The organism is Pedobacter nutrimenti, from assembly GCF_003208655.1.
Classification (GTDB): Bacteria; Bacteroidota; Bacteroidia; order Sphingobacteriales; family Sphingobacteriaceae; genus Pedobacter; species Pedobacter nutrimenti.
In genome coordinates this window covers 510,795-532,804 of sequence record NZ_QKLU01000003.1, presented here as the reverse complement: position 1 = coordinate 532,804, position 22,010 = coordinate 510,795, and the positions used below count along the sequence as shown (strand labels likewise).

Sequence of the window (22,010 nt, the reverse complement as noted above, 5' to 3'; positions counted from 1 at the left end):
GGGGCAGGTATCCTTCCGGCACCCACCCCTGACCTCTGTTTTATGTCATTTAATAACCAGGGTTCTGGTACATTTTAACAGGATCCAGCTTAACCTCATCAAATGGAATTGGATAATACCTGTCCTTGGTACTAAAGTTGGCCAGTTTTGCATTTCCATAGGATGCTTGCGGTTTAGCTTTAAAATAAGCCACCAGTTCTGTAGTATTAAAAGCCCTCAAAAGATCAAACCAACGGTGGTGTTCAAAAGCCAACTCCACACGTCGTTCGTGAAGAATAGCCAGTTTTAACGTTGGATATTTGCTATTGTAACCTGCATCTGCTCTGGCCACGGCATACAATGGCATGCCTGCCCTTGCCCTGACCATATCCAGATATTGTATCGCTACAGGGTCATTGCCCTGAAGATTATTTACCTCAGCGAGCATCAGGATCACATCCGCATAACGCATCAGGATCCAATCGTTACCGCCATAACCATTTACGCCTGCCTCCGGACTATTGTCCCTGAACTTGGTGATAAACCAGTCTTTCACCGTAGGATCATTGGCAAATTTAACCGAAAAGTCCTTTCTTGGATCAGCCGCTTCATAATCATTGATCAGGTCCAGTTTCACATTTCCACCTATTCCCGTTGATACTTTAAGAGAATTGATATTTTCCCCTTTGGCCTGGTTGTTTGCTGCAATACTGGAACTGTAATTGAGGTCTCCCTGTTTATTGGCAATCTGAAAAATCAACTCTTTACAGCTTGTTTTTTTCTTAACATCAAAAACGTCTGCATAAGGGATTTCCGATAAATTGCCAAAGGTCCGCATGTTGTAAGCGGCCATCAGATAGGTATTTGCATTATTCAGGTTTTCGGTTTTCCCATCTGCCAGGGTGCTGGCCATGGTCAGGTATACTTTTCCCAGGTAAGCATTAATAGCTGCTTTTGAGGCACGGCCTAAAGTCCCGGTCGGCTGAAAATTAGGCAGGTTACTGCCCAGTGCATCTTTCAGGTCGGCTACAATTTGTTTGTAAACCTCTGCTTCCCCTACCCGGAAGGTATTGGCCGTTACATCGTCCAATGTAGGCAGTGGTTGGGTAACCAGTGGTACTGCGCCCCATTTACGGACCAATTCAAAATACATAATGGCCCTTATAAATTTGGCCTCCGCAGTGTATTGAATTTTGTTGGCCGGATTGCTGAAGCTTGCTTTATCCATACTGCCAATAACCAGGTTGCACCGGGAAATGGCCTGAAAAAGAGCCAGCCAATGTGCCTTTAAATAGGAATTACTTGGCAACAGGGAGAAATCGTTAAACTGAAATGGTTCTCCGGCATTAGATTGGTTATCATTCCTACCGGTGTCATCCGAGCGTTCATCGGTAAAAAGCCCGCTGTTCTCGCCCATAGTATTGCTGCTTCTTAAGGCTTGATAAGTTCCGTTTACAGCAAGCAGAATGTCATTTTCGGTTTTGTAATAATCAACAACCCTAACCGCATTGGGATCAGTTTGTCCCAAAAAATCTTTTTTACAGGCAGACATGCAAAACAGGGCCACCATAGCAAATAATCTAAAAATATATGTCTTCATCATCAGAATTTTAAAAAGTAAGTTTAAGACCAAGATTATAGGTTCTGGCCAATGGATAATTGCCATAATCCACACCAGGGGTCAGGTTTGCTCCACCACTGTAATCCACTTCCGGGTTATACCCTTTGTACTTTGTCAGGGTAAAAGCGTTGTCTACACTGGCGTACAATCGGATACCGCTAACCTTAATGCTTTCAGAAACAGATTTAGGTAAAGTGTAACCCAGGGTAATATTTGTACACCTGAAGTAAGATCCATCTTGAATGTAAAAACTCGATAACCGGGTACTGTTGCTTTGCGTGCCTGCACGGGAAGCCCTGTAAATCAAACCAGAACCTGGTTCTGACGGAGAACGATAACGATTGGCCACTTCTGCATACTGATTTCCCGAACCTTCCATATTGAACAGGTAGTAATCCTGTCCGTCCAGAACCTGATTACCGTAAGAACCATTAAAAGAAGCCCTGAAATCAAATGTTTTGTAACTTGTGTTTAAGGCAAAGCCGTAGGTAAATTTAGGATAAGGAGTACCAATAACCCTTTTGTCGTTATCGTTAACAATACCATTTCCGTCAACATCTTCAAAATAAAGGTCACCTACTTTCAGTGGGTTTGTAGAGGAAGCGGAAGGGGCAACCTTGCCAATATTTTCTGCCGTTACCCGGCCAAGTACTTTAAACCCGTAAAACATACCTACTGGTTGTCCTTCCTGGGTAATGTGTGTAATATAAGAACGTTCTGCTCCATTGGTTAAAATGGTACTTGCTCCGCCCATATTCAATACTTTATTGCGGTTTACCGAGATGTTTCCGCTCAACCCTAAGGTAAAATCCTGTTTCTGGATCAGTCTGCCGTCCAGCTGGAGGTCAAAACCCTTATTCTGGATTTTACTGTTGGCCAGGTTGACCAGTACCGAAGAAGTTCCTGAAATTGCAGAGACCGGCTGGTTGAACAGCAGGTTATAGGAATAGCTTAAATAGTAATTGGCAATTACCGACATGCGGCCTTTGAACAAGGTAATGTCTGTACCAAAATTATATTGTGAAGTAGATTCCCAACCGAGCTTATTGTACATCAGGTTGCCCGGAGAGATTCCAGTGGTAATGGTATTACCAAAAACCACGCCCGATGGTGTACCCATTACTTGTTCGGTCCGGTAATTGGGAATATTATTATTTCCGCTCAAGCCCCAGCTGGCCCTGAGTTTAACGGTCGATTGTTCCCCCAAAAAACTATGGTAAAAATCTTCCTCTGAAAGATTCCAGCCAGCAGCTACCGAGGGGAAGTTCCCCCATTTGTTCACTGGTCCAAATCTGGAAGAACCATCGCGTCTAAAGGATCCCGTTAAAAAGTATTTTCCATTATAGTTATAACTAAAACGTCCAAAATAAGACAATAAAGTGGTTACCGATTTAGCGGTTTTATCCGAAAGGGAGAAAAAACTCGGATCTGCTCCTTTATCGGTAATTTCCCCGATATAGTCGTTCTGGAACCCTTTGGCCGAAACCCTGATCAGGTCGCTGGTTGTTTTCTGTACAGAATAACCACCCAATACATCAATTTTATGTTTACCAAACATTTTACTGTAATTCAGGGTCAGCTCACCGAGCTGATCTACCTGCTTTAGGGTTTGTGCTATGGCATTCGCTGCAGCCAGCGAGGGTGGAGAATATGGAGGGGTATTCCCGCTACTTAAACTTGTGGGCAGGTAATAGTCATATTTTTCATCATAGGTTTGGGTACCAATATTGGCTTTCAGGTCCAGCCCCTTAATAATTTCGTAAGTGGCGTTGGCGTTATAGGTACTTCTGTTGCCCTTCCTGGTAATTTTCATTTGCTCTACGGTAGCCAGCGGATTTTCAGGATTTTGTAAACCATAAGCTGATGCGAGGCTTCCCATACCAAATTGTATAGGCGTACCATTCGCATCTCTTGCCGGTAGAAAAGGTGCATATAACAAAGCAGACATCATTGGGCTCAGGTTATACCGGCCCTCTTCGACCTCTCTGTTGTCATTTTGCGTATAGGAAATGTTTGCGCCTACCCGTAGTTTTTCACTGACCTTACCATCAATATTTGCCCTGAAATTGATCACTTTTTGACCGGTGCTGCGTACAATACCGTCATTGTTCTGGTAACCGCCGCTCATAAAATAACGCACGTCTTGATTTCCACCAGAAAAAGAAAGGTTATGACGCTGAAATGCTGCATTTCTGTAAAGCTCATTTTGCCAGTCGGTATTGTAAGCGGCAGGAATCGCCTGTTGTTTGCTAAAATCATAAAGATCAGTTGGAATACTTACACTGCTGCCGTTTCCGACATTGGCTATTCTGGTCGCATTGTTGTCCGAAAACATGGCATCGTTCCAGGGTTTCCCGGCATTGACCACCAGGTCCTTATAAGCATTGTTCCGACCATCAATCAGCAACTGAATAAACTGATTGGCGTCCAGTAATTTAACTTTTTTGGCCAGTTGTGAAATCCCGCCCTGGACATCGTATTCAAACTTTCCTTTCCCATCTTTTCCTCTTTTGGTGGTAATCAGTACAACTCCTCCGGAAGCTCTGGAACCATAAATTGCTGCAGAGGCTGCATCTTTTAAAATGTCTATGGTTTCAATGTCTTCAGGGTTAATGGAAACGTTATTTCCTGCTGGGTAGCCATCGATGACATATAAGGGATCTGAACTTGCATTGATAGAACCTACACCCCTTACCCGGATCTTGGTTCCGGAGTAAGGTGCGCCACTGGTTTGGGAAACCTGTACACCGGCAACTTTTCCAACCAGTGCCTGTCCTACTGTTGGCGCGGTTAAATTGAGTTCATTGGCTTTAACACTACTGATGGCCCCGGTAACATCCGATTTTCTGATTTTCTGATAGCCAATGGCAACCACTTCTTCCAGCGTATTGTTGTTTTCTTTGAGCACAACGTTAATCATCTGGTTGGACCCTACCTTTACTTCATGGCTCTGATAACCGATATAGGAAAAAGTCAATACGGCACCTTCTTCAGCCTCGATGCTGTACTTTCCGTTTGAATCCGATATGGTTACTTTTTTACTTTGCCTGTTCAGAATACTTACCCCTGGCAAAGGCTGCTGTTTTTCGTCTACCACCATTCCCCGAATGGTCATACCTGCCTTTTCAGCCAACTGGGTTATGGATTTTTGATGCCCATCCAGGGCCTTTACAGGCACATTACAGCATACTGCAAGACCGAGTGGCAACAGCAATTTCCGGCAAATACGCTTCGTACTCGCTCCTAGAAGAAATGATTTCATTTTTTTGTTTGTAAAAGTTTCTAATAATGAACAGATTTAGGTTATAAGGGAGGGCATTAACCAGGACAGCTTGCAAAATTCAATTCTGTATGGCGGCAAAGCTATAGGTGTACCTTTAACACTATGTGTCCTGAAGGTTAACTCTAAAACAATAATACAAGGCCTTTTTCAGTCCATAGAAAGTAAGACTAAACAGACATAATACCGGCTTAACATTCACTTAAACGTGTTACCTTTAGTTTGTAAAAATATTAACAGATGAAACGTTTGTTCCTCCTGCTGCTCGTTGCCTCTTATGCGCAATTTTCCTTTGCCCAAAAAAATGCACCCGATCCCAGCTACCACCTCATCACTGGCCCTAATGGTTATGTTCAGTACAAAAACTATTACCTGCTGACCCTTTTTCAGGAACTGCCTGCGGTCAGAAAACTGATTAAAGAAGACCCCATTTTAAAGACCGTACTAAGCAATAAACAGCTTCAGATTTCTGCTGCTTTAAAAAACTGTGCAACAGATGTAAGCTGTTATACCCAGGCACTGAAATTCTCAGAAAACGAGATCAGTACCGTAAGCCAGCGCCTGGCTAAATTATTTGAATCCGGTACCGTTTTGAAAGAACTGGTCAGCCGGCACCTGGTGCCTTCGGGCTGTTACAGTCTGTACACTTCCCAAGGCCCTGAAGAAACTTTATTGCAAGCATGGGCCCAAGATGCCAAAGCGGTTAATTATGCCATTGCAGTGTATGCAGAAGGCAAAAAGCCAAATTATCCTAAAATTGACTCCATTAGCTTTAACATAAAGGATAAGGCTTATCCTGAACTGCTGGCCACCAGTGCGGGACTGAGCATTAGCGGCCAACCCGATTTATTTTTTGAACCTTCAATGACCTTTGCCCTGCAGGCCCTGGAAATGAATGAAAGAAACGATGCCGCCGATTATGAGCCTATGGCCACAACAGTAAATAAAGCGGCTTTAATCCAGATAAAAAAGACCAACTGGCCTGCTTACCGTTACAGCCTGATCCTGGTACCTGGAGAAGGTCCTGAGGAATCTGGTACAGAACTCAGTGCAGGCGGAATGTTGCGTTGCAGACTGGCGGCCCTCCAATACAAAAAGGGTCTTGCCCCTTTCATTATGGTTTCTGGCGGAAGGGTACACCCTTACAAAACCAAGTACAGTGAGGCCTATGAAATGAAAAAATTTCTCATGCATACCCTGCATATTCCAGAGTCTGCAATACTAATGGAACCGCATGCACGCCATACCACAACAAACATGCGTAATGCTGCACGCCTGATGTTCAGGTATGGCTTCCCTATGGACAAAGCAGCCATTACCTCCACCAGCAAATCCCAAAGTTATTACATCAGTGAGCTGGTCCCCGAGCGTTCAAAAAAGGAACTCGGTTACCTGCCCTATAAAAATGGCAAAAGATTATCTGATACTGAACTGGAGTTTTATCCGGGCAGCTTGTCCTTACAAATTGATTTTGATGAACCTTTAGATCCTTAAGCATGAAATTACCAGTATTCATATTGATATTTCCCTTGCTGTTTCTTCAGGGACAAGAACCTGAAGTCAGGATCAGAAAAAACTTCACACTCGACTCCCTTGGTGCCTGCCAGGGCATTTCCAGACAAAAAGAACGTTATTTTCTGTACGGGGACCGGGAAGTGGGCGTGATGCGGGAATACCGTTTCCAGGGAGATTCAATGTTTTATCAACATAAAGAATACCGTTTTACCATTGCAGGAGAAAATATCATCAAACATCCCACTGGCATTGCTTATCAGCAGAACCTACCGGTGTTCATTGGAAATTCAGTTCGCCAGAATGCAGCGGGAACCATTTGGAAGGCCATGATTTATGCGATAGACTGGAAAGGTTTTCTAAAAACCCGAACACTGGACCACAACCTGATCCGGACCATTGAAGATGATGCCTGCATACAGGGAACCAGGCCCGAATACGTCCGCTATCAAAACAAATACTATGTAGCCACAGCCGATTATGGCAATAAAGCAAATGAAGTTAGGTTATATGACCCTCAGATGCTCCTGAAAGCCTCTAAAACCAGTGAAAAAGGAGTGCTTTTTAAAAAATTCCGCTGCTCGCCCTGGGTACAGAATTTACTCTGGATACCTGAAAAGGGAATATTGGTCCTTATCCGAAACCAGGTAGAAGGCCGCAGATGGCGACTAAGCTTTCTGGACCTTCAAGCCTCCCTGGATAGTGGAACCGAAAAAACGTTAAAAACGGTGGACCTGGACAAAGCCGATGAACTGGAAGGTTTTACCCTAAGCCCGAATCTTTTAAATGGTATAGCCGTTAGTTCTTCCTCAAAAAACAACATCAGTATCCTTGACGTGAACTGGCATTAAGTTCAATTTCTGTTTTTCGCCCCTGAAAAATTCTTTTTCACTCTGTGCAACAATCTAAAAATTCTACTGTCTTATGGCTAGCAGATCAGTTTTCTGTTGCTTACCTACATACACAACAGAAGAATAGCAGGACCCGAACCATTTTAGAATTTACATGCAAACAAACAGAACCAGATGAAGAAAAATTACAAACTTTTACTGCTCCTATCCCTACTTTTCAGTTTTACAGCTTTTCAGGCTGTTGCTCAGGACAGTGAAGGAAGTCTTAAAGGAACCGTTATCGATTCCCTGACTAAAAAACCTGCAGACTACATGACCATTGCCCTTAAAAAAGACAACATTGTTATCAAAACGGTCGTTACTGAGGCCAATGGAACATTTAACTTTAATAAAATCAGTTTCGGAAAATATACCATCACTGCAGTGGCGGTTGGTTATAATGCAAAACATGTACCTGTAGAGCTCAGCGCTAAAAACAACCCTGCCGATCTGGGAAGCATTTCTGTGGCACCGCAGGTTAACAATTTGAAAGAAGTCGCCATTACAGCAGACAGGCCAATCATTAAACAGGAATCTGACCGGATTTCTTATGACATACAGGCCGATCCGGAAAATAAAATCCTCACCGCACTGGACATGATGCGAAAAGTTCCTTTGCTTTCGGTAGATGGAGAGGACAACATCAAACTTAAAGGAAGTGGCAATTATAAAATTCTCATCAATGGGAAACCTTCCGGGATGGTATCGAGAAATCCCGCAGATATTTTAAAAAGTATGCCGGCGTCTTCCATACAAAAAATAGAAGTCATCACCACCCCTCCTGCTAAATACGACAGTGAAGGACTGGCGGGGATCATCAACATCATTACCAACAAAAAGATTGACAACGGTTATAATGGCAGCTTGAACCTGAGAATGCAGGGCCCCGTCGGAGGGCCGGGTATAGGTGGCTTTGCAACCATTAAAGAAGGTAAATTTGGGGCAACCGTTTATGGGGGAACAGGTTTCTGGAGCTCCCCGGCAACGCAAAGGACCACCACCAGGGTCACCACAGGAGATTCTCCAACCACCCTTTTTAATGATGGTAACAGAAAATTCAACAACAACTACCGTTATGGCGGTACCGAATTAAGTTATGAGATCGATACCTTGAATTTATTAAATGCAGAATTAAATCCTTATGGTGGCTACAATAAACAAACCGTGACACAGTTTTCCAGGTTGTTTGATGGTACAAAACACACCAATTACGACCTGTTGAGTAAAAACAGGTTTGGTTGGGGCGGTTTTGATGCGTCCTTCAATTATCAGCATGGTTTTAAAGACAATAAAGAGCACTTACTGACCTTCTCCTATAAATACAGTAATTCCAGAAATCCTCAGGAAAACAACCTGAACTTCAGCAACAGGGAAAACTTTACGGATCCGAATTATATACAAAATAACGTGAGCCGTTCCCTGGAACAAACCATGCAAGTCGATTATGTACATCCGGTCAAAAAATTGAACATTGAAGGTGGTTTGAAAGGGATCCTCAGAAAAAACTCCAGTAATTTTGAGTACCAGAGCTTTAATTCTGCTACAGGTGCTTATGAAACGGATCCCAGCAGGACCAATAATTTTGACAACCATCAGGATGTAATTGGTGCTTACAACTCCTATTCCTATGCGCTAGGAAGCTGGAATTTAAAAGCCGGTGTACGTGCAGAAGGAACCATTGTAAAAGCAAATTTTGTCAGTACCGGCTCTAATGTCAATACCAATTATTTTAATGTCATTCCAACGGCGTCATTTAGCAAAAAGTTTAAAAACTCCAGCAGCATTAATTTTGGTTTTACCCAAAGGATTCAAAGGCCAGATATTGAGACCTTGAACCCATTTGTAGACCGTTCCATTCCGAATATAGAATCTACCGGTAACCCGAACCTTAAAGCAGTCTTGAGCAATAACTTTGACCTGACCTATAGCACCTTTAAAAAGGGTTCCATTACAGTTGGTGCCAGCTATAATTTTGCCAACAATACCATTCAGCAGGTTTCGGTTTACAACGAGCAGGACAGAACAACCCGCTCTACTTATCTGAATATTGGTAAGGACAAGACCCTGATTTCCAATTTTAACGTGAACTACCCAATTTCAGACAAATGGAACCTGACGGTTAGCGGAAATGTAGGATACAAATGGATTCAAGGTGCTATTGATGGCAGTATTGTTAAAAATAGCGGCTTCACGGGCTATGCTTATATGAATACGGGCTATAAATTTGAACATGGCTGGAAAGCAAATGGAAGTTTCAACATTAGCGCACCACAGGTCATGCTGCAGGGACAATCCAACACCTATGTGTACTGTAATTTTAGCGGAAGCAAGGAACTGATTAAAGATAAACTCACCCTTTCTGCCGGGATCAGTAATCCATTTTCAAAATTCCGTTATTACAGATTGACCACAGAAGGTGCTAATTTTAAACAGACCTACCTGGGCGAGAACTACAACCGCAGCTGGAATGTAAGTTTAAACTGGAAATTCGGGCAACTGAAAGATGCAATCAAGAAAAATCAGCGCAGCATTAACAATGATGATGTTAAAAGTAGCGGCAGCAAATCTGGCAAATAAATAATTGTTTTTTAAGAATCCCGCTGAAAACATCAGCGGGATTTTTGTATTATATTCGTTTGATAAATAAACCTTTTTATATGTTTTCCAAACTCTCTTCTACCCTGGCTCTTATGCTGGCCATAACCGGGGCATCTTATGGCCAAAACAATACCCAAAGAGTTTTCACTTCTGATGTCGATAACTTCTGGAAGGCCTACGACATGAGCCTAAGCACAACCGATAGCCTTAAACAATTAAATTATATACAGACCCTATACGTAGATAAAGCTTCTGAGGGTTTAAAAGCATTTATGGTTGCAAGGGATTATTCCGCTCCCTTATGGGTAAAACTGATCCGCAAGTACCCAAAATTTTGGAATTCCATCCGGGCAAATACTCTGTCCGTGAAATCAAAGGGCAAAGAAATTGACAAGAGCATCCTAAGGTTCCAGCAGTTGTATCCGGAACTCAAGGAGGCAAAAATGTATTTTACCGTGGGCGGACTTCGTTCGGGAGGAACAGTAAAAGGCAACATGGTCCTGATCGGTACCGAAATTGCAACCGGTACCCCATCCACCAATGTTACCGAATTTGAGTCCAGCTGGCTACCCAACGTATTTAAAGTACAGTCCCTGGATAACCTGGTTTCACTCAACATCCACGAGTACGTGCATACGCAACAGCGGGGCTCTTCCTACGACGTTTTGAGTAAGTGTATCAGCGAGGGTTCCTGTGATTTTATTGCAGAGCTGGTAATGGGAAAACCCTTAAAAGCAGTTTACATCGATTATGGATTGGCACACCAGGCCGAAGTTGCCAGGGCTTTTGAGCAAGACATGTTTAGTAATGCTTATAACCGCTGGCTGTACAATGGTTCCACCACAAAAACGGTAGTCGATTTGGGTTATTTTATGGGCTATGCCATTTGTAAATCCTATTACAAAAATGCAGCAGACAAACAAAAGGCCATCAAAGACATTATTGAACTGGACTACTCCGACAGCAACAAGGTCGAAGATTTTTTGACCAGGTCTGGTTATTATCCGAAAGGGTTTGACAAAACCACCTTACTTGCTGCCCTTGAAAACAAAAAACCGACCGTATCAAAGCTCGAACCCTTTAAAAACGGAGACCAGGATGTTGATCCGGGACTTAAGCAGATGAAAATTATCTTTTCGGAAGTAATGAGTACCGAACGTTATTCTTTCGATTTAGGTGAAAAAGGTAAAAATCATTTTCCCCTGGGCACTCCCGGTAAATTCTCTGAAGATAAAATGGGAATTACCTTAAATCTGGATCTGAAACCCAATCAGGAGTACCAATTTGTGGTTACAGGCCGGGGCTTCAAATCTGACGAAGGTTATGCCTTAAAGCCTTATGTGATCAGCTTTAAAACCAGAGCTCAGTAAAACTAAATTAAACACAGGGATCACAACTGAGTAGTTTGCTCATGCAGCAAGGTCCCATCGTCTTCCCTGTGTTCATCCCCCCATTCTGCCAACACCTGTAAAACAGTTTTCAGGCTTTCCCCAAGCGCAGTTAAACTGTATTCTACTTTAGGAGGAACTTCCGGGTATACTTTACGAAAAATCAAGCCGTCCTTTTCCAATTCTCTAAGCTGTAATACCAAAATCCGTTCTGAAATGGCGGGAAGCAACGCCTTGAGTTCACTGTAACGCAGTGTTTCTTTCACCAGGCGCCAAAGAATAGAAGGTTTCCAGCGTCCGCCAATCAGGTTTAAGGTATGGGCCATTCCACAGCCCGCATTGATGGCCATTTCATTTTCAAGGTTTCTGGAAGTCAGTTTACGCATAACTTACATTTATGTGAGTACTTAACAATTTTATCGGTATAGACAAAATTAAGGCTTTGACTTTACATTCGTGCCATTAAATCATTTAAAACATGAAAACACTGAAAAATAAAATTGCCCTGGTAACCGGGGGAAGCAGGGGCATTGGCGCTGCAATTGTAAAACGTTTAGCAAAAGATGGTGCAACCGTAACCTTTACTTATGTAAAAGGAAAGGCAGCTGCCCAGGCCCTGGAAAAAGAATTGCTAGCAGAGGGTTTAATAGTACAAGGCGTACAGGCAGATAATGCCGTAGCGGGGGAACTCGGTCAGGTCATTGAGACTTTGATTAAAACTCATGGAGCTTTTGATATTCTGGTCAACAGTGCTGGTATTTATATTGGTAAAGCGATTGAAGAACATGTACTGGAAGATTATGATCAGATCTTTGCGGTCAATGTTCGTTCAGTTGTTGAAAGTTGTCTTGCAGCCGCAAAACACATGAATTCCTCAGGAAGAATCATAAACATTGGAAGTAATATGGCCCAAAGGCTTCCTTTTGCACAAGGCACCTTATATGCGATGAGCAAATCGGCCTTAATTGGTTTAACCAAAGGACTTGCCAGAGACCTCGGCCCCAAAGGCATAACGGTCAATCTGGTACAACCTGGTTCTGTTAATACAGATATGAACCCCGAAAACTCCGGACATGCAGATTACCAGCGCAGTCTGATGGCCATTCCTAAATTCGGCAGGCCCCGTCATATTGCAGATATGGTGGCCTTTCTGGCGCAACCAGAAGCAGATTACAGCACAGGAGCCCTTTTCACCATTGATGGCGGAAGCAACAGTTAAATTTGATCTCTGCAAAAAAGCCGGACCATTAGGTACCGGCTTTTTTCTTTATGTTTTAAACAGTTCCTGTTCTGTTTCTTCTTCTTTTTCCTCTTTATTTTCTACCCATTCAATCGGTGATTGTTCCCTTCCCCTGGGCGGTACTGGCGGTGCTCCGCCAATTCCAATTCCAAAAGAAGCCAAAAGGATAAGAAAAACCATTCCGGTCGTCCTTAAAATTTTCTTTAAACGCATCGTGCAAAAATTAGCAGCACCCGAAACTGGTTCCCGATGCTTGTATAAAAAATGAATTAAACCTGTTGAAAAATCAGGTTAAGGAAAAAATGATGCGCCCGCGCGAAAGCGGAAAAAGAGCACTTACAATTGGCCACCATATTAAAGCATTCAGCTTCAGGCACAATTGTCTGTTTGCATGGAGTTGTACCTGGAGAATAGCGCTGACACCCTGCAATACCTGGGCAAGAGATGATTTTAAAAAATCACAAAAAAAACGAAGGGCCCTGAGTCTGCTATATATATTTTTGTAATAGATACGGGTATTCCGGCTGGTATATACGGCAGCCTTTGCCCCTATGCTTAATGCCTGTTGTTCTACCCGAATGGCCGGACCGGGCCCTAAAGCAACAGTAAAAAAATTAAGCAGCAATAACATTACAGGCCATAATTGCCGGATTTTCATCTCAAAGCCTGTTTGTACCTGTTTTTGCATAGTCATAAAGATAACAAATTCAGAGCCAGATACGTTATTTATCCAAACAAGCTGTAACTTTGGCACTCCGTATGCAAATTCTGCCATCCCTTCCCTTATCACCCTATATCAGGCATTATTTGTTCCTGGACAGTGATGATCCGGGTATAAAAAAACTCCGTTTGTTTTCTGATGGCAGCGCAGGCCTTGTTTTTTCCTTTAAAAACCGACTGCGTTCAGAAGAAAAAAAAGCCACTGAACAAAACTTTTTGCCTGGTTCCTTTTTATACGGACAGCTGGAAAATTACCAGAATTTGTACAGTGGTGGAAAAACAGCTCTGCTAATTGTTGTTTTTCATCCCCATGGCATCAGACAACTTCTCGGAATACCTGCCCAGGAACTCCACGGTCAAATCATTCCCATTGAATTTTTATTCGGTCCTGCAGGAAAAGAACTTCAGGACAGTTTGTCAGAAAGTAAAATTCCTCAGCTCATCCCTATCCTGGAAAGTTTTCTCCTGAAACTGGCAGCAAAAAATCACTCTTCCCCTTCATTTATTGAAGCTTCCGTTCAACTGATTGTTCAAAAAAGGGGCCAGCTCAGTTCTGAGCAACTTTCCCGTTTTACCGGTTATCAGGAACGTCAAATAGAGCGTAAATTTGCCGAATATATTGGCCTGAGTCCAAAAAAATTCTGCAGCATCATCAGGCTGCACGACTTTATCAAACAACTGCGAAATACTTTACCAGATCATCATTTCACTACAATGGGCTACAGCAGCGGCTATTACGATCAAAGCCACCAGATCCGGGAGTTTAAAAAGATTACCGGACTTACCCCCTCCCAGTATCAAAACGCGGGTACAACCCTTGCGGTCAATTTCCTGAAAGTACTGTAAGCGTAAAAGTCGGAATTGTACAATTTCTGGACTGCATACCTGGCTATTTTTGTTTTATTAAAACGACAATAGAATGGATAACTTAAAAATTGCTACTGCACAATTTGAAAACAAAAGCGGAGACAAAAACTACAACCTTTCTGTCATAGAAAAACTAGCCGCAACAGCAGCGGCCGATGGGGCCTTGGTGGTTACTTTTCACGAGTGCTCCATTACCGGTTATACTTTTGCCCAAAAGCTTTCTAAAACCCAAATGTTGGATCTCGCAGAGCATATTCCTGATGGACCAAGCATAAAAAGGCTTACCCAAATTGCAGGCAAGTACAACATCACCATACTTGCCGGTCTTTTTGAAAAGGATGAAAATGACCAACTCTTCAAAGCTTATGTCTGCGTAGGCCCTGATGGACTTATTGCAAAATACAGAAAACTTCATCCTTTTATCAATCCTCATCTAAATGCCGGAACGGAGTATTGCGTATTTGACCTGCAGGGCTGGAAATGTGGCATTTTGATTTGTTATGACAATAACATCATTGAAAATGTCAGGGCCACAAGACTTTTGGGCGCAGAAATTATTTTTATGCCTCATGTCACCATGTGTACACCTTCCACAAGACCTGGTGCAGGTTTTGTCGATCCTAAACTTTGGGAAAATCGTAAAAATGACCCGGATTCTTTACGCATGGAATTTGATGGTTTAAAAGGACGTCAATGGTTGATGAAGTGGTTACCTGCAAGGGCTTATGACAATGCCATTTATTGTGTATTCAGTAATCCGATTGGGATGGACGACGATCAGCTTAAAAATGGATGTTCCATGATCATCGATCCATTTGGTGACGTGCTTTCAGAATGCAGGGCGCTTGGTGATCAGGTCGTCACAGCCGTTCTGACCAGGGAAAAATTACAACAGGCAGGGGGATTTCGTTACCTCAATGCCCGACGCCCCGAATTGTACAAAAACATCATCGGAAAAGCGCATCAGTCTTTTCAGCAGGTGGTCTGGCAAAAGAAAAAATAATTACTTACATTTAGAATATGGATCAATTTGACAGGGATAATCAGGATTTCTGGAAGTGGGGCATTCTTTACAACAACCCTAGCGACCCCGCAGTTTGGGTAGCAAAGCGCTACGGTTTTGGCTGGACATTAAACTATGCACACCAGGCTGCTTACTGGTGGACCGCATTAATCTTGATACTTCCTGTAATCGCTGTCCTTAGCAGTATCTTTTAAATCTGAGGATTTAATTTAAAGAAACGTACAATTCGCATTGGGTAAGCCACTGCCCTTTCTTTTTACGCCACATGGCCGAATAATTTCCCCTGTGCATTTCATTTTTATAAAACCATTTTCCTTTTTCCCAGGCCAGGTCCCCACTGTCACTGATCAGTACTTCGTCTGGTAAGCGTTCAAAAACAGGGCTGCTTTTAGAAAACATATATTTCCAGTCGGCAGCGATACGGGCTTTACCAACCGTATGGCTGCCATCACCTGCGACCTGGATAAAATCAGGAAGCCAGAATTTAGACACCCCATCTACATCTTTATTTGCAATGGCTGCATTAGAAGCCATTCTGCTGGTTTTAATATTTAAAATATCTTCTTCTTTCATCTGAAAAATTAATCGCGCTCTACAATACAGCTGGGCTGGTGTTTAACCGGAAAATTACAGGAGTTTGCAATAAAACACATTTTATTCGCCTGTTCATGCAGGGCATTTGCCTTTTCTGTATGGGCAGCATCAGCAATGGTCACTACTGGCTGTAACAATACCTCTGTAAACCTCCCGCTTCCATTCGCTTCTTCAGTCATTTTTCCAATTGCTGTATCTTTATAGTCCAATACAACAATGCCATTCTGCGAGCACAGATGCAAATACCAAAGCATATGGCATGATGATAAAGAAGAAACCAATAAATCTTCCGGATTATGTTTGGTTTTATCTCCCAGAAAGGCAGAATCAGATGAACCTTGTATATCGCTTTTATGTTCTACAGAAATCACATAGCTTCTGTCATAAGACCGGTAATCCATTGTACCTGAACCTTTATTACCTGTCCATATAATGTTTGCCTGATATTGATGTTCTTTAGCCATATCCTTTCTTTTTTAGTTCTACCAATTTAAGAAAAGTTTGAAATTTATCTAATAATTTGTTTAGTCCGGAAGCTAAATGCTTTTAAATCTGCAGTTAAATTTTAAGGGTGAAACCCAACAAACAAATTCTCTTTAATTTGGTTTATCATTTAAAACAAAAACATGGCTTTTCAAAAAATACTTCAACTGCTGGGTAATGATGCAGACCATTTGTTAAATCACAGCTGTCATACCTTTTCCAGGGAATTGCTCCACGTCCCTTCTCCCTCTTTCATCGACCAGGTCTTTATAGACAGTAACCGTAATCCACAGGTTTTACGGAACCTTTCGGCCATGTTTAACCATGGCCGGCTTGCCGGAACAGGCTATCTTTCTATTTTACCAGTTGATCAGGGAATAGAGCATACAGCGGGGGCCTCTTTCGCTAAAAACCCGATGTATTTTGACCCCGAAAACATTATCAAACTGGCCATTGAAGGGGGCTCAAATGCAGTAGCCACTACCTTTGGCAATTTGGGCAGTGTAGCCCGGAAGTATGCCCATAAAATTCCCTTTCTTGTCAAATTAAACCACAATGAACTGCTTACCTATCCAACCAAGTATGATCAGATTATGTTTGGCTCTGTACGTGAAGCCTGGAACCTGGGGGCCGCAGCAGTAGGGGCAACCATTTATTTTGGTTCTGAAGAATCGGACCGTCAGATTGTTGAAGTTGCAAAAGCATTTGAGCAAGCCCACCAGCTTGGAATGCCTACTGTGCTGTGGTGTTACTGCCGCAACAACGCTTTCACTAAAGAGGGTATAAATTACGAATCCTCAGCAGATATTACTGCGCAGGCCAATCATATCGGGGTAACCATACAGGCAGATATTATTAAACAGAAAATGCCTAACGTAAATGGGGGTTTCACTAAAATAGGCTTTTCAAAAACAGACCCGCTAATGTATACGGAACTTAGTACAGAACACCCAATAGACCTTTGCCGTTACCAGGTTGCAAACTGTTATATGGGGCGGGCAGGTCTCATCAATTCAGGCGGTGAATCCAAAGGCGCTTCTGATTTGGCAGACTCTGTAAAAAATGCCGTCGTCAACAAACGTGCTGGCGGAACAGGACTGATTCTTGGCAGAAGGGCTTTCCAGAGACCTTTTAAAGAAGGTGTGGATTTTCTGCATACCATACAGGATGTTTATCTGAGTAAAGAAATCGGGCTGGCTTAATCTTTTTTTTGGGAACCTGTCCGGATTCGCCCGACCAGCGCAATACGGACAGCGTTCATCCCTCTTCTTCTTCTTTTTTTTCGTGAAAAGCGATCAGTTTAATCAGTGTATCCAGGGTATGTTCAAAATTCTTCGTCCCCGCCACCTTTCTATATTCCTCATGAAGGTCATCGGCGTAACCTTTTGTTTCCTTAAATAAAACCTTTCCTTCATCAGTCAGGTAAATCATAATTGACCTGGCATCGGATTCACTTTTCACGGTATAAACCAGGCCAAGGTTTTCCAGTTCTTTTATCGTTTTGCTTACACCTTGTTTGGTCACCTGGATCATTTTAACCAATTCGTGGTTAGAAATACCAGAAGCGCCAATATTCATAAAATAAGGTAGAAAAGTCGCGTTGAACTCTTTTGAAGCAATTTTCGAAAGATTCCTGGACACCCATTTGTCTGTTAAACGTTTCAAAAGATATAATAACCTGAACAGGACCCGCTCGTTTTCATTCACTCTGTTTTCCATAAGGGTAAAATTAAGTTTTTTTTAGAGATTATAAATTGTCAATACAATGTCTTTTTCTTTTATTGGATAATTTTATTAGTAAACTAAGTTGACAAATATAGTCAACTTAGTTTACATTTGTACCCATAAATAATGTCATGGAAAAAGAAGAAAAAAAACAATCGTCAGCTGTAAGGACAGCAAAAATTGGAGGTATAGGCATCGTTGCCATTGTGGTGTGTTACTTTGCATTTAACAAGGTCAATCATGCCTTGAATTTTGAAAGTACAGATAATGCCCAAATAGAAACGAATTCAGTACCTGTGTTAAGCCGTATTGCTGGTTACATAGATCATTTTACGCTTTCCGATTATCAACTGGTTAAAGAAGGCGATACACTTGCCCTTATTGATGACAGCGAGTATGTGCTTGCCGTTAAACAGGCCGAAGCTGACCTGCTTGCCGCAAAAGCAGACCTGACCGCAGCAGAATCCCAGATTCCCACCATTGGCTCAAATAAAGAAGTGGCCTCTGCTGGCCTGAGTGTGGAAGAAGTAGCCTTGCAAAAGGCAAAAAGAGATGTGGCCAGAGATGCCGCCTTGTTCAAAGAAGGTTCCATTACCCAGCGTCAATATGAAAACAGCGAGTCGGCTTATCAAACCGCATTAAAACAGGTGGTTTCCAGTAAGAGTAAGGTTACCCAGGCAGGCGTACAAACTGGTACAGCCCAGGCGCAAATTGAAAAAGCACGGGCAACAGTCGCTGCAAAGGAAACCGCTCTGGCTAAAGCCCGGCTAAACCTTTCCTACACGCATATTATTGCGCCTGCCAGCGGCAAAATCGGCAAAACAAATTTAAAAAAAGGACAGTATGTTCAGGGCGGACAGCCTTTGTTCAGCCTGATCAGCAATGACAGGTATTGGATTGTGGCCAATTTTAAAGAGACACAGATCGAGCACATGAAAATTGGTCAGCATGTGGAAATCAAAGTGGATGGTTATCCTGACCATAAAATTTCAGGTAAAATCTCCGGTTTCAGTGATGCTACAGGAGCTAAATTCTCTTTGCTCCCTCCTGATAATTCTACAGGGAATTTTGTAAAGGTCACTCAAAGGGTCCCCGTTACCATAGAAATAGACCGCCCCGAAACTTATGCCGGAATATTAAAAGCAGGCTTAAGTGTAGAGGCCGATGTAAAAGTACATTAAACCATTCTCATGGCCGCAAACAACAATAAATTCGTAAAAGTGATCATTGTGATCACCACGATTACCGCAGCCATTATGGAGCTTATTGATACCTCCATTGTGAATGTTGCATTAAATAACATCAGTGGCACGCTGGGTGCTACATTGGAAGATGCTTCCTGGGTGGTTACGGCCTATGCCATTGCCAACGTCATCATTATCCCCCTGACAGGATTTTTAAGCCGTTATTTTGGACGGAAAAACTATTATCTGGCTTCAATTATCCTTTTTACCCTTTCCTCTTATATGTGTGGAAGTTCCTCTTCTTTATGGATGCTGGTCTTTTGGCGTTTTGTACAGGGAATTGGTGGAGGAGCACTGCTTTCGGTATCCCAGGGTATTCTTTTTGATCAGTTTAAACCCGAAGAAAAAGGCATTGCCGGTGGGATATTCGGAATGGGTATAGTTATAGGGCCAACCATAGGCCCCATCCTGGGCGGTTATATTGTAGACAATTACCATTGGGCCTTAATCTTTGATATTAACATCCCCATCGGCATAGCGGCAGCCCTATTGACCTGGAAATTTATAGATAAAAAGCCAGATGAATACAACATCAATAAAAAAACAATTCCAATTGACTACATGGGCATCTTATCCCTCGCCATTGGTGTAGGTGCATTGCAGTATGTTTTAGAAAAAGGACAATCAGACGATTGGTTCCAGGCGGCCTCCATCCGTTACCTGACTATAGCAGCGGTATTGGGAATGGGCTTTTTTATCTGGTGGGAACTGCATACCAAAAATCCCGCAATTAATTTGAGGGTAATGAAAAACAGAAATCTGATTGGAAGCAATGTTTTGACTTTTGTCTGTGGCTTCGGATTGTTTGGTTCTGTATACCTTTTTCCGGTTATGGTCCAGCGGGTAATGGGTTATACACCAACTGAGGCCGGTTTATCTATGGTTCCCGGAGCATTGGTGACCATCTTTGCCATGCCTTTTATAGGTGCCGGCCTTGGTAAAGGAATTAAACCCATCTATTTCGTTATCCTTGGTTTTATTCTTTTTATCCTGCATGGCTATACTTCTTCACTCGCCACACAAGATGCCAACAACTGGTGGTTCAGTATGCCACAGATTTTCAGAGGTGTAGGCACAGGATGTTTAACCGTGCCCCTGTTAAGCCAGGCTGTGGTTGGCCTAAAGCCGCAGGACATGCCTTATGGAATTTCTCTGAACAATATGTTCCGCCAGCTTGGAGGCGCATTTGGTATCGCTATTATGAATACCTATGCCACCAACCGCTACGCCACTCATCGTTCAGACCTGGTTTCTAACCTGCAGGCCAACAATCCCATGTTAACCGAAAGGCTCAACGGGATCAGTCAGGCAATGGCTGCCAAAGGGGTCAATCCCATCACCGCCAAACAAACCGCTTATGGGGTTTTAGACCATAGTTTATCCAATCAGGCACAGATGCAGGCTTACCTGGATGGTTTTCTTTTAATCGCTATTTTTTTTGTGTGCACCATCCCTTTTATGCTTCTGCTTAAAAACGAAACAATGGATGCAGAAACCAGGGCCAAAGTGGCTGCTGCTGCCCATTAATTATTAAAAATGAACATCATGAAACGTTTATTCATCATACTTTTTATTTTCAACGCTGCCCCTGCCCTACGGGCCCAGCAGCTTCCCGGAGATCTTCCGGTACTCATTCAGCAATCTTTTAATTATTTTCCACAGTTTAAAGAACTGGGCCAGGCCATAGATGTAGAACAACAGCGCATCCTATTGGCTAAATCTGCGGGACTGCCCTCTGTTCAGGCTACGGGTAGTTACAATTACCTTAATCCAGTCTCAGAAATTTCATTGCCCGCAGGACCAGCCTTCCAGATTATGCCTAAAAGTAACTATAAGGCTTCGGTAAACGGCAGTTATACTTTACTGGATTTCGGTGTGGTCAAGGCCAGTGTAGACCGGGCAAAAGCAGGCTTGCAGTATGCAAAAGACAATCTGGATTACAACCGGAACCAGATGGCCGCACAGGTATCGGGTATCTACTACCAAATTACCTACCTCAAAGCAGCCATACAAATCCAGAACAGCGTCATTGACTTTCTGGAAAGCAATAAAAAGGATACAGAGATCAAATATAAAAACGGGGATGCTTTAAAATATGATGTACTTTCTATTCAATCGAGCATTGATCAGGAGAGCAACCGGAAAATTGACCTGCAGACCAGTCTTAATAAACAGTATATTTTAATGGAATATACCACCGGGACAAAAATGATCACAGAGCCCAAAGGTTTTAACTTTCCTGCAGAAGGGCTGGAAGATGGTTTAGAACAGGCTCTAGAACAGGCCTGGAATTATAATCCTGAATTTAAATTGTTAAAAGATAAAATTGCACAGGCAGAAACTGAACTTGCCTTTAGCAAAACAGGAGGAAAACCTGTTCTTAGCCTCAATGCAGGAACGGGTTATACCAATGGTTATGCACCCGATATTGACCAGTTCAGGTATAACTATACCGCCGGGGTTACCTTAAGTATCCCGATTTACCAGGGAGGGAAAGCAAAAAAACAAGTCAGACTTGCACAAAGCCAGGTAGAGCAAAGCAGGCTTGCCCGTGAAAGCCTGAACAACACCTTCAGAAGCAACATCAGGCAGGTCCTGAGCGATATGGCCAGCAACCGTTCCAGTCTGGTCCATGCCGCTGCTCAGGTTGCAGAAGCCAAAGAAGCACAAAAGCTTGCACAAAGCCGGTATAAAAACGGCATTGGGACCAATCTGGAACTGACCAGTGCCAGCACAAATGTGCAAAAAGCAGAATTAACCAAATTACAATATGAATATCAGCTTTGTCTTGCCAGAGTGGAAATGGCCAGATTAACCGGAGTTAAATACTGGTAAAGCTGATTTA

General features: G+C 42.7%; 20 protein-coding genes. 12 read left to right on the top strand and 8 right to left on the bottom strand.

Features of this window, described 5'->3' with window-relative positions; genetic code table 11:
• Positions 1-49: 49 nt before the first annotated feature.
• Both B0O44_RS10490 and B0O44_RS10485 read right to left on the bottom strand, forming a co-directional pair.
• Positions 50-1,582: a RagB/SusD family nutrient uptake outer membrane protein gene (locus tag B0O44_RS10490; RefSeq protein WP_245943639.1), complete on the bottom strand. Its 1,533-nt coding sequence runs from the start codon at positions 1,580-1,582 to the stop codon at positions 50-52.
• 7 nt (positions 1,583-1,589) lie between these two features.
• Positions 1,590-4,862, bottom strand: a complete 3,273-nt coding sequence (locus tag B0O44_RS10485; protein WP_211321359.1) for a SusC/RagA family TonB-linked outer membrane protein — start codon at positions 4,860-4,862, stop codon at positions 1,590-1,592.
• Positions 4,863-5,120: 258 nt separating this feature from the next.
• Here B0O44_RS10485 and B0O44_RS10480 point away from each other — a divergent pair, with 258 nt between their 5' ends.
• From B0O44_RS10480 to B0O44_RS10465, 4 genes are all read left to right on the top strand, one after another.
• Positions 5,121-6,374 carry a YdcF family protein gene (locus B0O44_RS10480; RefSeq protein ID WP_110830009.1) on the top strand — a complete coding sequence of 418 codons (1,254 nt, stop codon included), beginning with the start codon at positions 5,121-5,123 and terminating at the stop codon, positions 6,372-6,374.
• A 2-nt stretch (positions 6,375-6,376) separates the two neighbouring features.
• The gene (locus tag B0O44_RS10475) at positions 6,377-7,243 is read left to right on the top strand and encodes a hypothetical protein (RefSeq protein ID WP_110830007.1); all 867 of its coding nucleotides are present in this window, start codon (positions 6,377-6,379) and stop codon (positions 7,241-7,243) included.
• 174 nt (positions 7,244-7,417) lie between these two features.
• Positions 7,418-9,859 carry an outer membrane beta-barrel family protein gene (locus B0O44_RS10470; protein ID WP_110830004.1) on the top strand — a complete coding sequence of 814 codons (2,442 nt, stop codon included), beginning with the start codon at positions 7,418-7,420 and terminating at the stop codon, positions 9,857-9,859.
• A gap of 80 nt (positions 9,860-9,939) precedes the next feature.
• A complete protein-coding gene (locus B0O44_RS10465) occupies positions 9,940-11,250 on the top strand; it encodes an Ig-like domain-containing protein (protein WP_110830003.1) in 1,311 nt (436 codons plus the stop codon).
• Between the two features lie 20 nt (positions 11,251-11,270).
• Here the strand turns inward: B0O44_RS10465 and B0O44_RS10460 are convergent, their stop codons facing one another.
• Positions 11,271-11,654: a winged helix-turn-helix transcriptional regulator gene (locus tag B0O44_RS10460; protein ID WP_110830001.1), complete on the bottom strand. Its 384-nt coding sequence runs from the start codon at positions 11,652-11,654 to the stop codon at positions 11,271-11,273.
• 92 nt (positions 11,655-11,746) lie between these two features.
• Here B0O44_RS10460 and B0O44_RS10455 point away from each other — a divergent pair, with 92 nt between their 5' ends.
• Positions 11,747-12,487: an SDR family NAD(P)-dependent oxidoreductase gene (locus B0O44_RS10455; protein WP_110829999.1), complete on the top strand. Its 741-nt coding sequence runs from the start codon at positions 11,747-11,749 to the stop codon at positions 12,485-12,487.
• A 48-nt stretch (positions 12,488-12,535) separates the two neighbouring features.
• On the opposite strand, the gene B0O44_RS10450 is transcribed toward B0O44_RS10455, so the two are convergent.
• Positions 12,536-12,721 carry a hypothetical protein gene (locus tag B0O44_RS10450; protein ID WP_110829997.1) on the bottom strand — a complete coding sequence of 62 codons (186 nt, stop codon included), beginning with the start codon at positions 12,719-12,721 and terminating at the stop codon, positions 12,536-12,538.
• Between the two features lie 73 nt (positions 12,722-12,794).
• The gene (locus B0O44_RS10445) at positions 12,795-13,196 is read right to left on the bottom strand and encodes a hypothetical protein (RefSeq protein ID WP_110829995.1); all 402 of its coding nucleotides are present in this window, start codon (positions 13,194-13,196) and stop codon (positions 12,795-12,797) included.
• 71 nt (positions 13,197-13,267) lie between these two features.
• Between B0O44_RS10445 and B0O44_RS10440 the strand changes: the two genes are divergently transcribed.
• The 3 genes from B0O44_RS10440 (at position 13,268) to B0O44_RS10430 (ending at position 15,313) form a co-directional block, all read left to right on the top strand.
• On the top strand, positions 13,268-14,074 hold the full coding sequence (locus B0O44_RS10440; RefSeq protein WP_110829993.1) for a helix-turn-helix domain-containing protein: 807 nt from the start codon (positions 13,268-13,270) through the stop codon (positions 14,072-14,074).
• A gap of 73 nt (positions 14,075-14,147) precedes the next feature.
• Entirely contained in the window at positions 14,148-15,098 is a 951-nt protein-coding gene (locus B0O44_RS10435; RefSeq protein ID WP_110829991.1) for a nitrilase family protein, read from the top strand.
• A 17-nt stretch (positions 15,099-15,115) separates the two neighbouring features.
• Entirely contained in the window at positions 15,116-15,313 is a 198-nt protein-coding gene (locus tag B0O44_RS10430) for a DUF5808 domain-containing protein (RefSeq protein ID WP_110829990.1), read from the top strand.
• A 10-nt stretch (positions 15,314-15,323) separates the two neighbouring features.
• Here the strand turns inward: B0O44_RS10430 and B0O44_RS10425 are convergent, their stop codons facing one another.
• Together B0O44_RS10425 and B0O44_RS10420 are read right to left on the bottom strand one after the other, a co-directional pair.
• Positions 15,324-15,692 carry a YybH family protein gene (locus tag B0O44_RS10425; protein ID WP_110829988.1) on the bottom strand — a complete coding sequence of 123 codons (369 nt, stop codon included), beginning with the start codon at positions 15,690-15,692 and terminating at the stop codon, positions 15,324-15,326.
• 8 nt (positions 15,693-15,700) lie between these two features.
• A complete protein-coding gene (locus B0O44_RS10420; RefSeq protein ID WP_110829986.1) occupies positions 15,701-16,177 on the bottom strand; it encodes an OsmC family protein in 477 nt (158 codons plus the stop codon).
• Positions 16,178-16,339: 162 nt separating this feature from the next.
• Here B0O44_RS10420 and B0O44_RS10415 point away from each other — a divergent pair, with 162 nt between their 5' ends.
• Complete coding sequence (locus B0O44_RS10415) at positions 16,340-17,398, top strand: class I fructose-bisphosphate aldolase (RefSeq protein WP_110829984.1); 1,059 nt, start codon at positions 16,340-16,342, stop codon at positions 17,396-17,398.
• Positions 17,399-17,453: 55 nt separating this feature from the next.
• Here the strand turns inward: B0O44_RS10415 and B0O44_RS10410 are convergent, their stop codons facing one another.
• Positions 17,454-17,915, bottom strand: a complete 462-nt coding sequence (locus tag B0O44_RS10410; protein WP_110829982.1) for a MarR family winged helix-turn-helix transcriptional regulator — start codon at positions 17,913-17,915, stop codon at positions 17,454-17,456.
• A 137-nt stretch (positions 17,916-18,052) separates the two neighbouring features.
• Between B0O44_RS10410 and B0O44_RS10405 the strand changes: the two genes are divergently transcribed.
• Genes B0O44_RS10405 through B0O44_RS10395 form a run of 3 tightly spaced genes read left to right on the top strand, consistent with a single transcriptional unit; the run spans position 18,053 to position 22,000 of the window.
• Positions 18,053-19,102 carry an HlyD family secretion protein gene (locus B0O44_RS10405; RefSeq protein WP_110829980.1) on the top strand — a complete coding sequence of 350 codons (1,050 nt, stop codon included), beginning with the start codon at positions 18,053-18,055 and terminating at the stop codon, positions 19,100-19,102.
• A 9-nt stretch (positions 19,103-19,111) separates the two neighbouring features.
• Positions 19,112-20,692, top strand: a complete 1,581-nt coding sequence (locus B0O44_RS10400) for a DHA2 family efflux MFS transporter permease subunit (RefSeq protein WP_110829978.1) — start codon at positions 19,112-19,114, stop codon at positions 20,690-20,692.
• A gap of 18 nt (positions 20,693-20,710) precedes the next feature.
• Positions 20,711-22,000 (top strand): TolC family protein, encoded by a 1,290-nt coding sequence (locus tag B0O44_RS10395; protein ID WP_110830435.1) that lies wholly within the window; start codon positions 20,711-20,713, stop codon positions 21,998-22,000.
• Positions 22,001-22,010 lie beyond the last annotated feature (10 nt).

Bases quoted from the DNA above. Each gene is read 5' to 3' on its own strand.
- B0O44_RS10430 (WP_110829990.1), top strand. From the start codon at position 15,116: ATGGATCAATTTGACAGGGATAATCAGGATTTCTGGAAGTGGGGCATT.
- B0O44_RS10455 (WP_110829999.1), top strand. From the start codon at position 11,747: ATGAAAACACTGAAAAATAAAATTGCCCTGGTAACCGGGGGAAGCAGG.
- B0O44_RS10440 (WP_110829993.1), top strand. From the start codon at position 13,268: ATGCAAATTCTGCCATCCCTTCCCTTATCACCCTATATCAGGCATTAT.
- B0O44_RS10460 (WP_110830001.1), bottom strand. From the start codon at position 11,654: ATGCGTAAACTGACTTCCAGAAACCTTGAAAATGAAATGGCCATCAAT.
- B0O44_RS10435 (WP_110829991.1), top strand. From the start codon at position 14,148: ATGGATAACTTAAAAATTGCTACTGCACAATTTGAAAACAAAAGCGGA.
- B0O44_RS10465 (WP_110830003.1), top strand. From the start codon at position 9,940: ATGTTTTCCAAACTCTCTTCTACCCTGGCTCTTATGCTGGCCATAACC.
- B0O44_RS10490 (WP_245943639.1), bottom strand. From the start codon at position 1,582: ATGATGAAGACATATATTTTTAGATTATTTGCTATGGTGGCCCTGTTT.
- B0O44_RS10425 (WP_110829988.1), bottom strand. From the start codon at position 15,692: ATGAAAGAAGAAGATATTTTAAATATTAAAACCAGCAGAATGGCTTCT.
- B0O44_RS10395 (WP_110830435.1), top strand. From the start codon at position 20,711: ATGAAACGTTTATTCATCATACTTTTTATTTTCAACGCTGCCCCTGCC.
- B0O44_RS10485 (WP_211321359.1), bottom strand. From the start codon at position 4,862: ATGAAATCATTTCTTCTAGGAGCGAGTACGAAGCGTATTTGCCGGAAA.
- B0O44_RS10480 (WP_110830009.1), top strand. From the start codon at position 5,121: ATGAAACGTTTGTTCCTCCTGCTGCTCGTTGCCTCTTATGCGCAATTT.
- B0O44_RS10410 (WP_110829982.1), bottom strand. From the start codon at position 17,915: ATGGAAAACAGAGTGAATGAAAACGAGCGGGTCCTGTTCAGGTTATTA.
- B0O44_RS10445 (WP_110829995.1), bottom strand. From the start codon at position 13,196: ATGCAAAAACAGGTACAAACAGGCTTTGAGATGAAAATCCGGCAATTA.
- B0O44_RS10420 (WP_110829986.1), bottom strand. From the start codon at position 16,177: ATGGCTAAAGAACATCAATATCAGGCAAACATTATATGGACAGGTAAT.
- B0O44_RS10475 (WP_110830007.1), top strand. From the start codon at position 6,377: ATGAAATTACCAGTATTCATATTGATATTTCCCTTGCTGTTTCTTCAG.
- B0O44_RS10405 (WP_110829980.1), top strand. From the start codon at position 18,053: ATGGAAAAAGAAGAAAAAAAACAATCGTCAGCTGTAAGGACAGCAAAA.
- B0O44_RS10450 (WP_110829997.1), bottom strand. From the start codon at position 12,721: ATGCGTTTAAAGAAAATTTTAAGGACGACCGGAATGGTTTTTCTTATC.
- B0O44_RS10470 (WP_110830004.1), top strand. From the start codon at position 7,418: ATGAAGAAAAATTACAAACTTTTACTGCTCCTATCCCTACTTTTCAGT.
- B0O44_RS10400 (WP_110829978.1), top strand. From the start codon at position 19,112: ATGGCCGCAAACAACAATAAATTCGTAAAAGTGATCATTGTGATCACC.
- B0O44_RS10415 (WP_110829984.1), top strand. From the start codon at position 16,340: ATGGCTTTTCAAAAAATACTTCAACTGCTGGGTAATGATGCAGACCAT.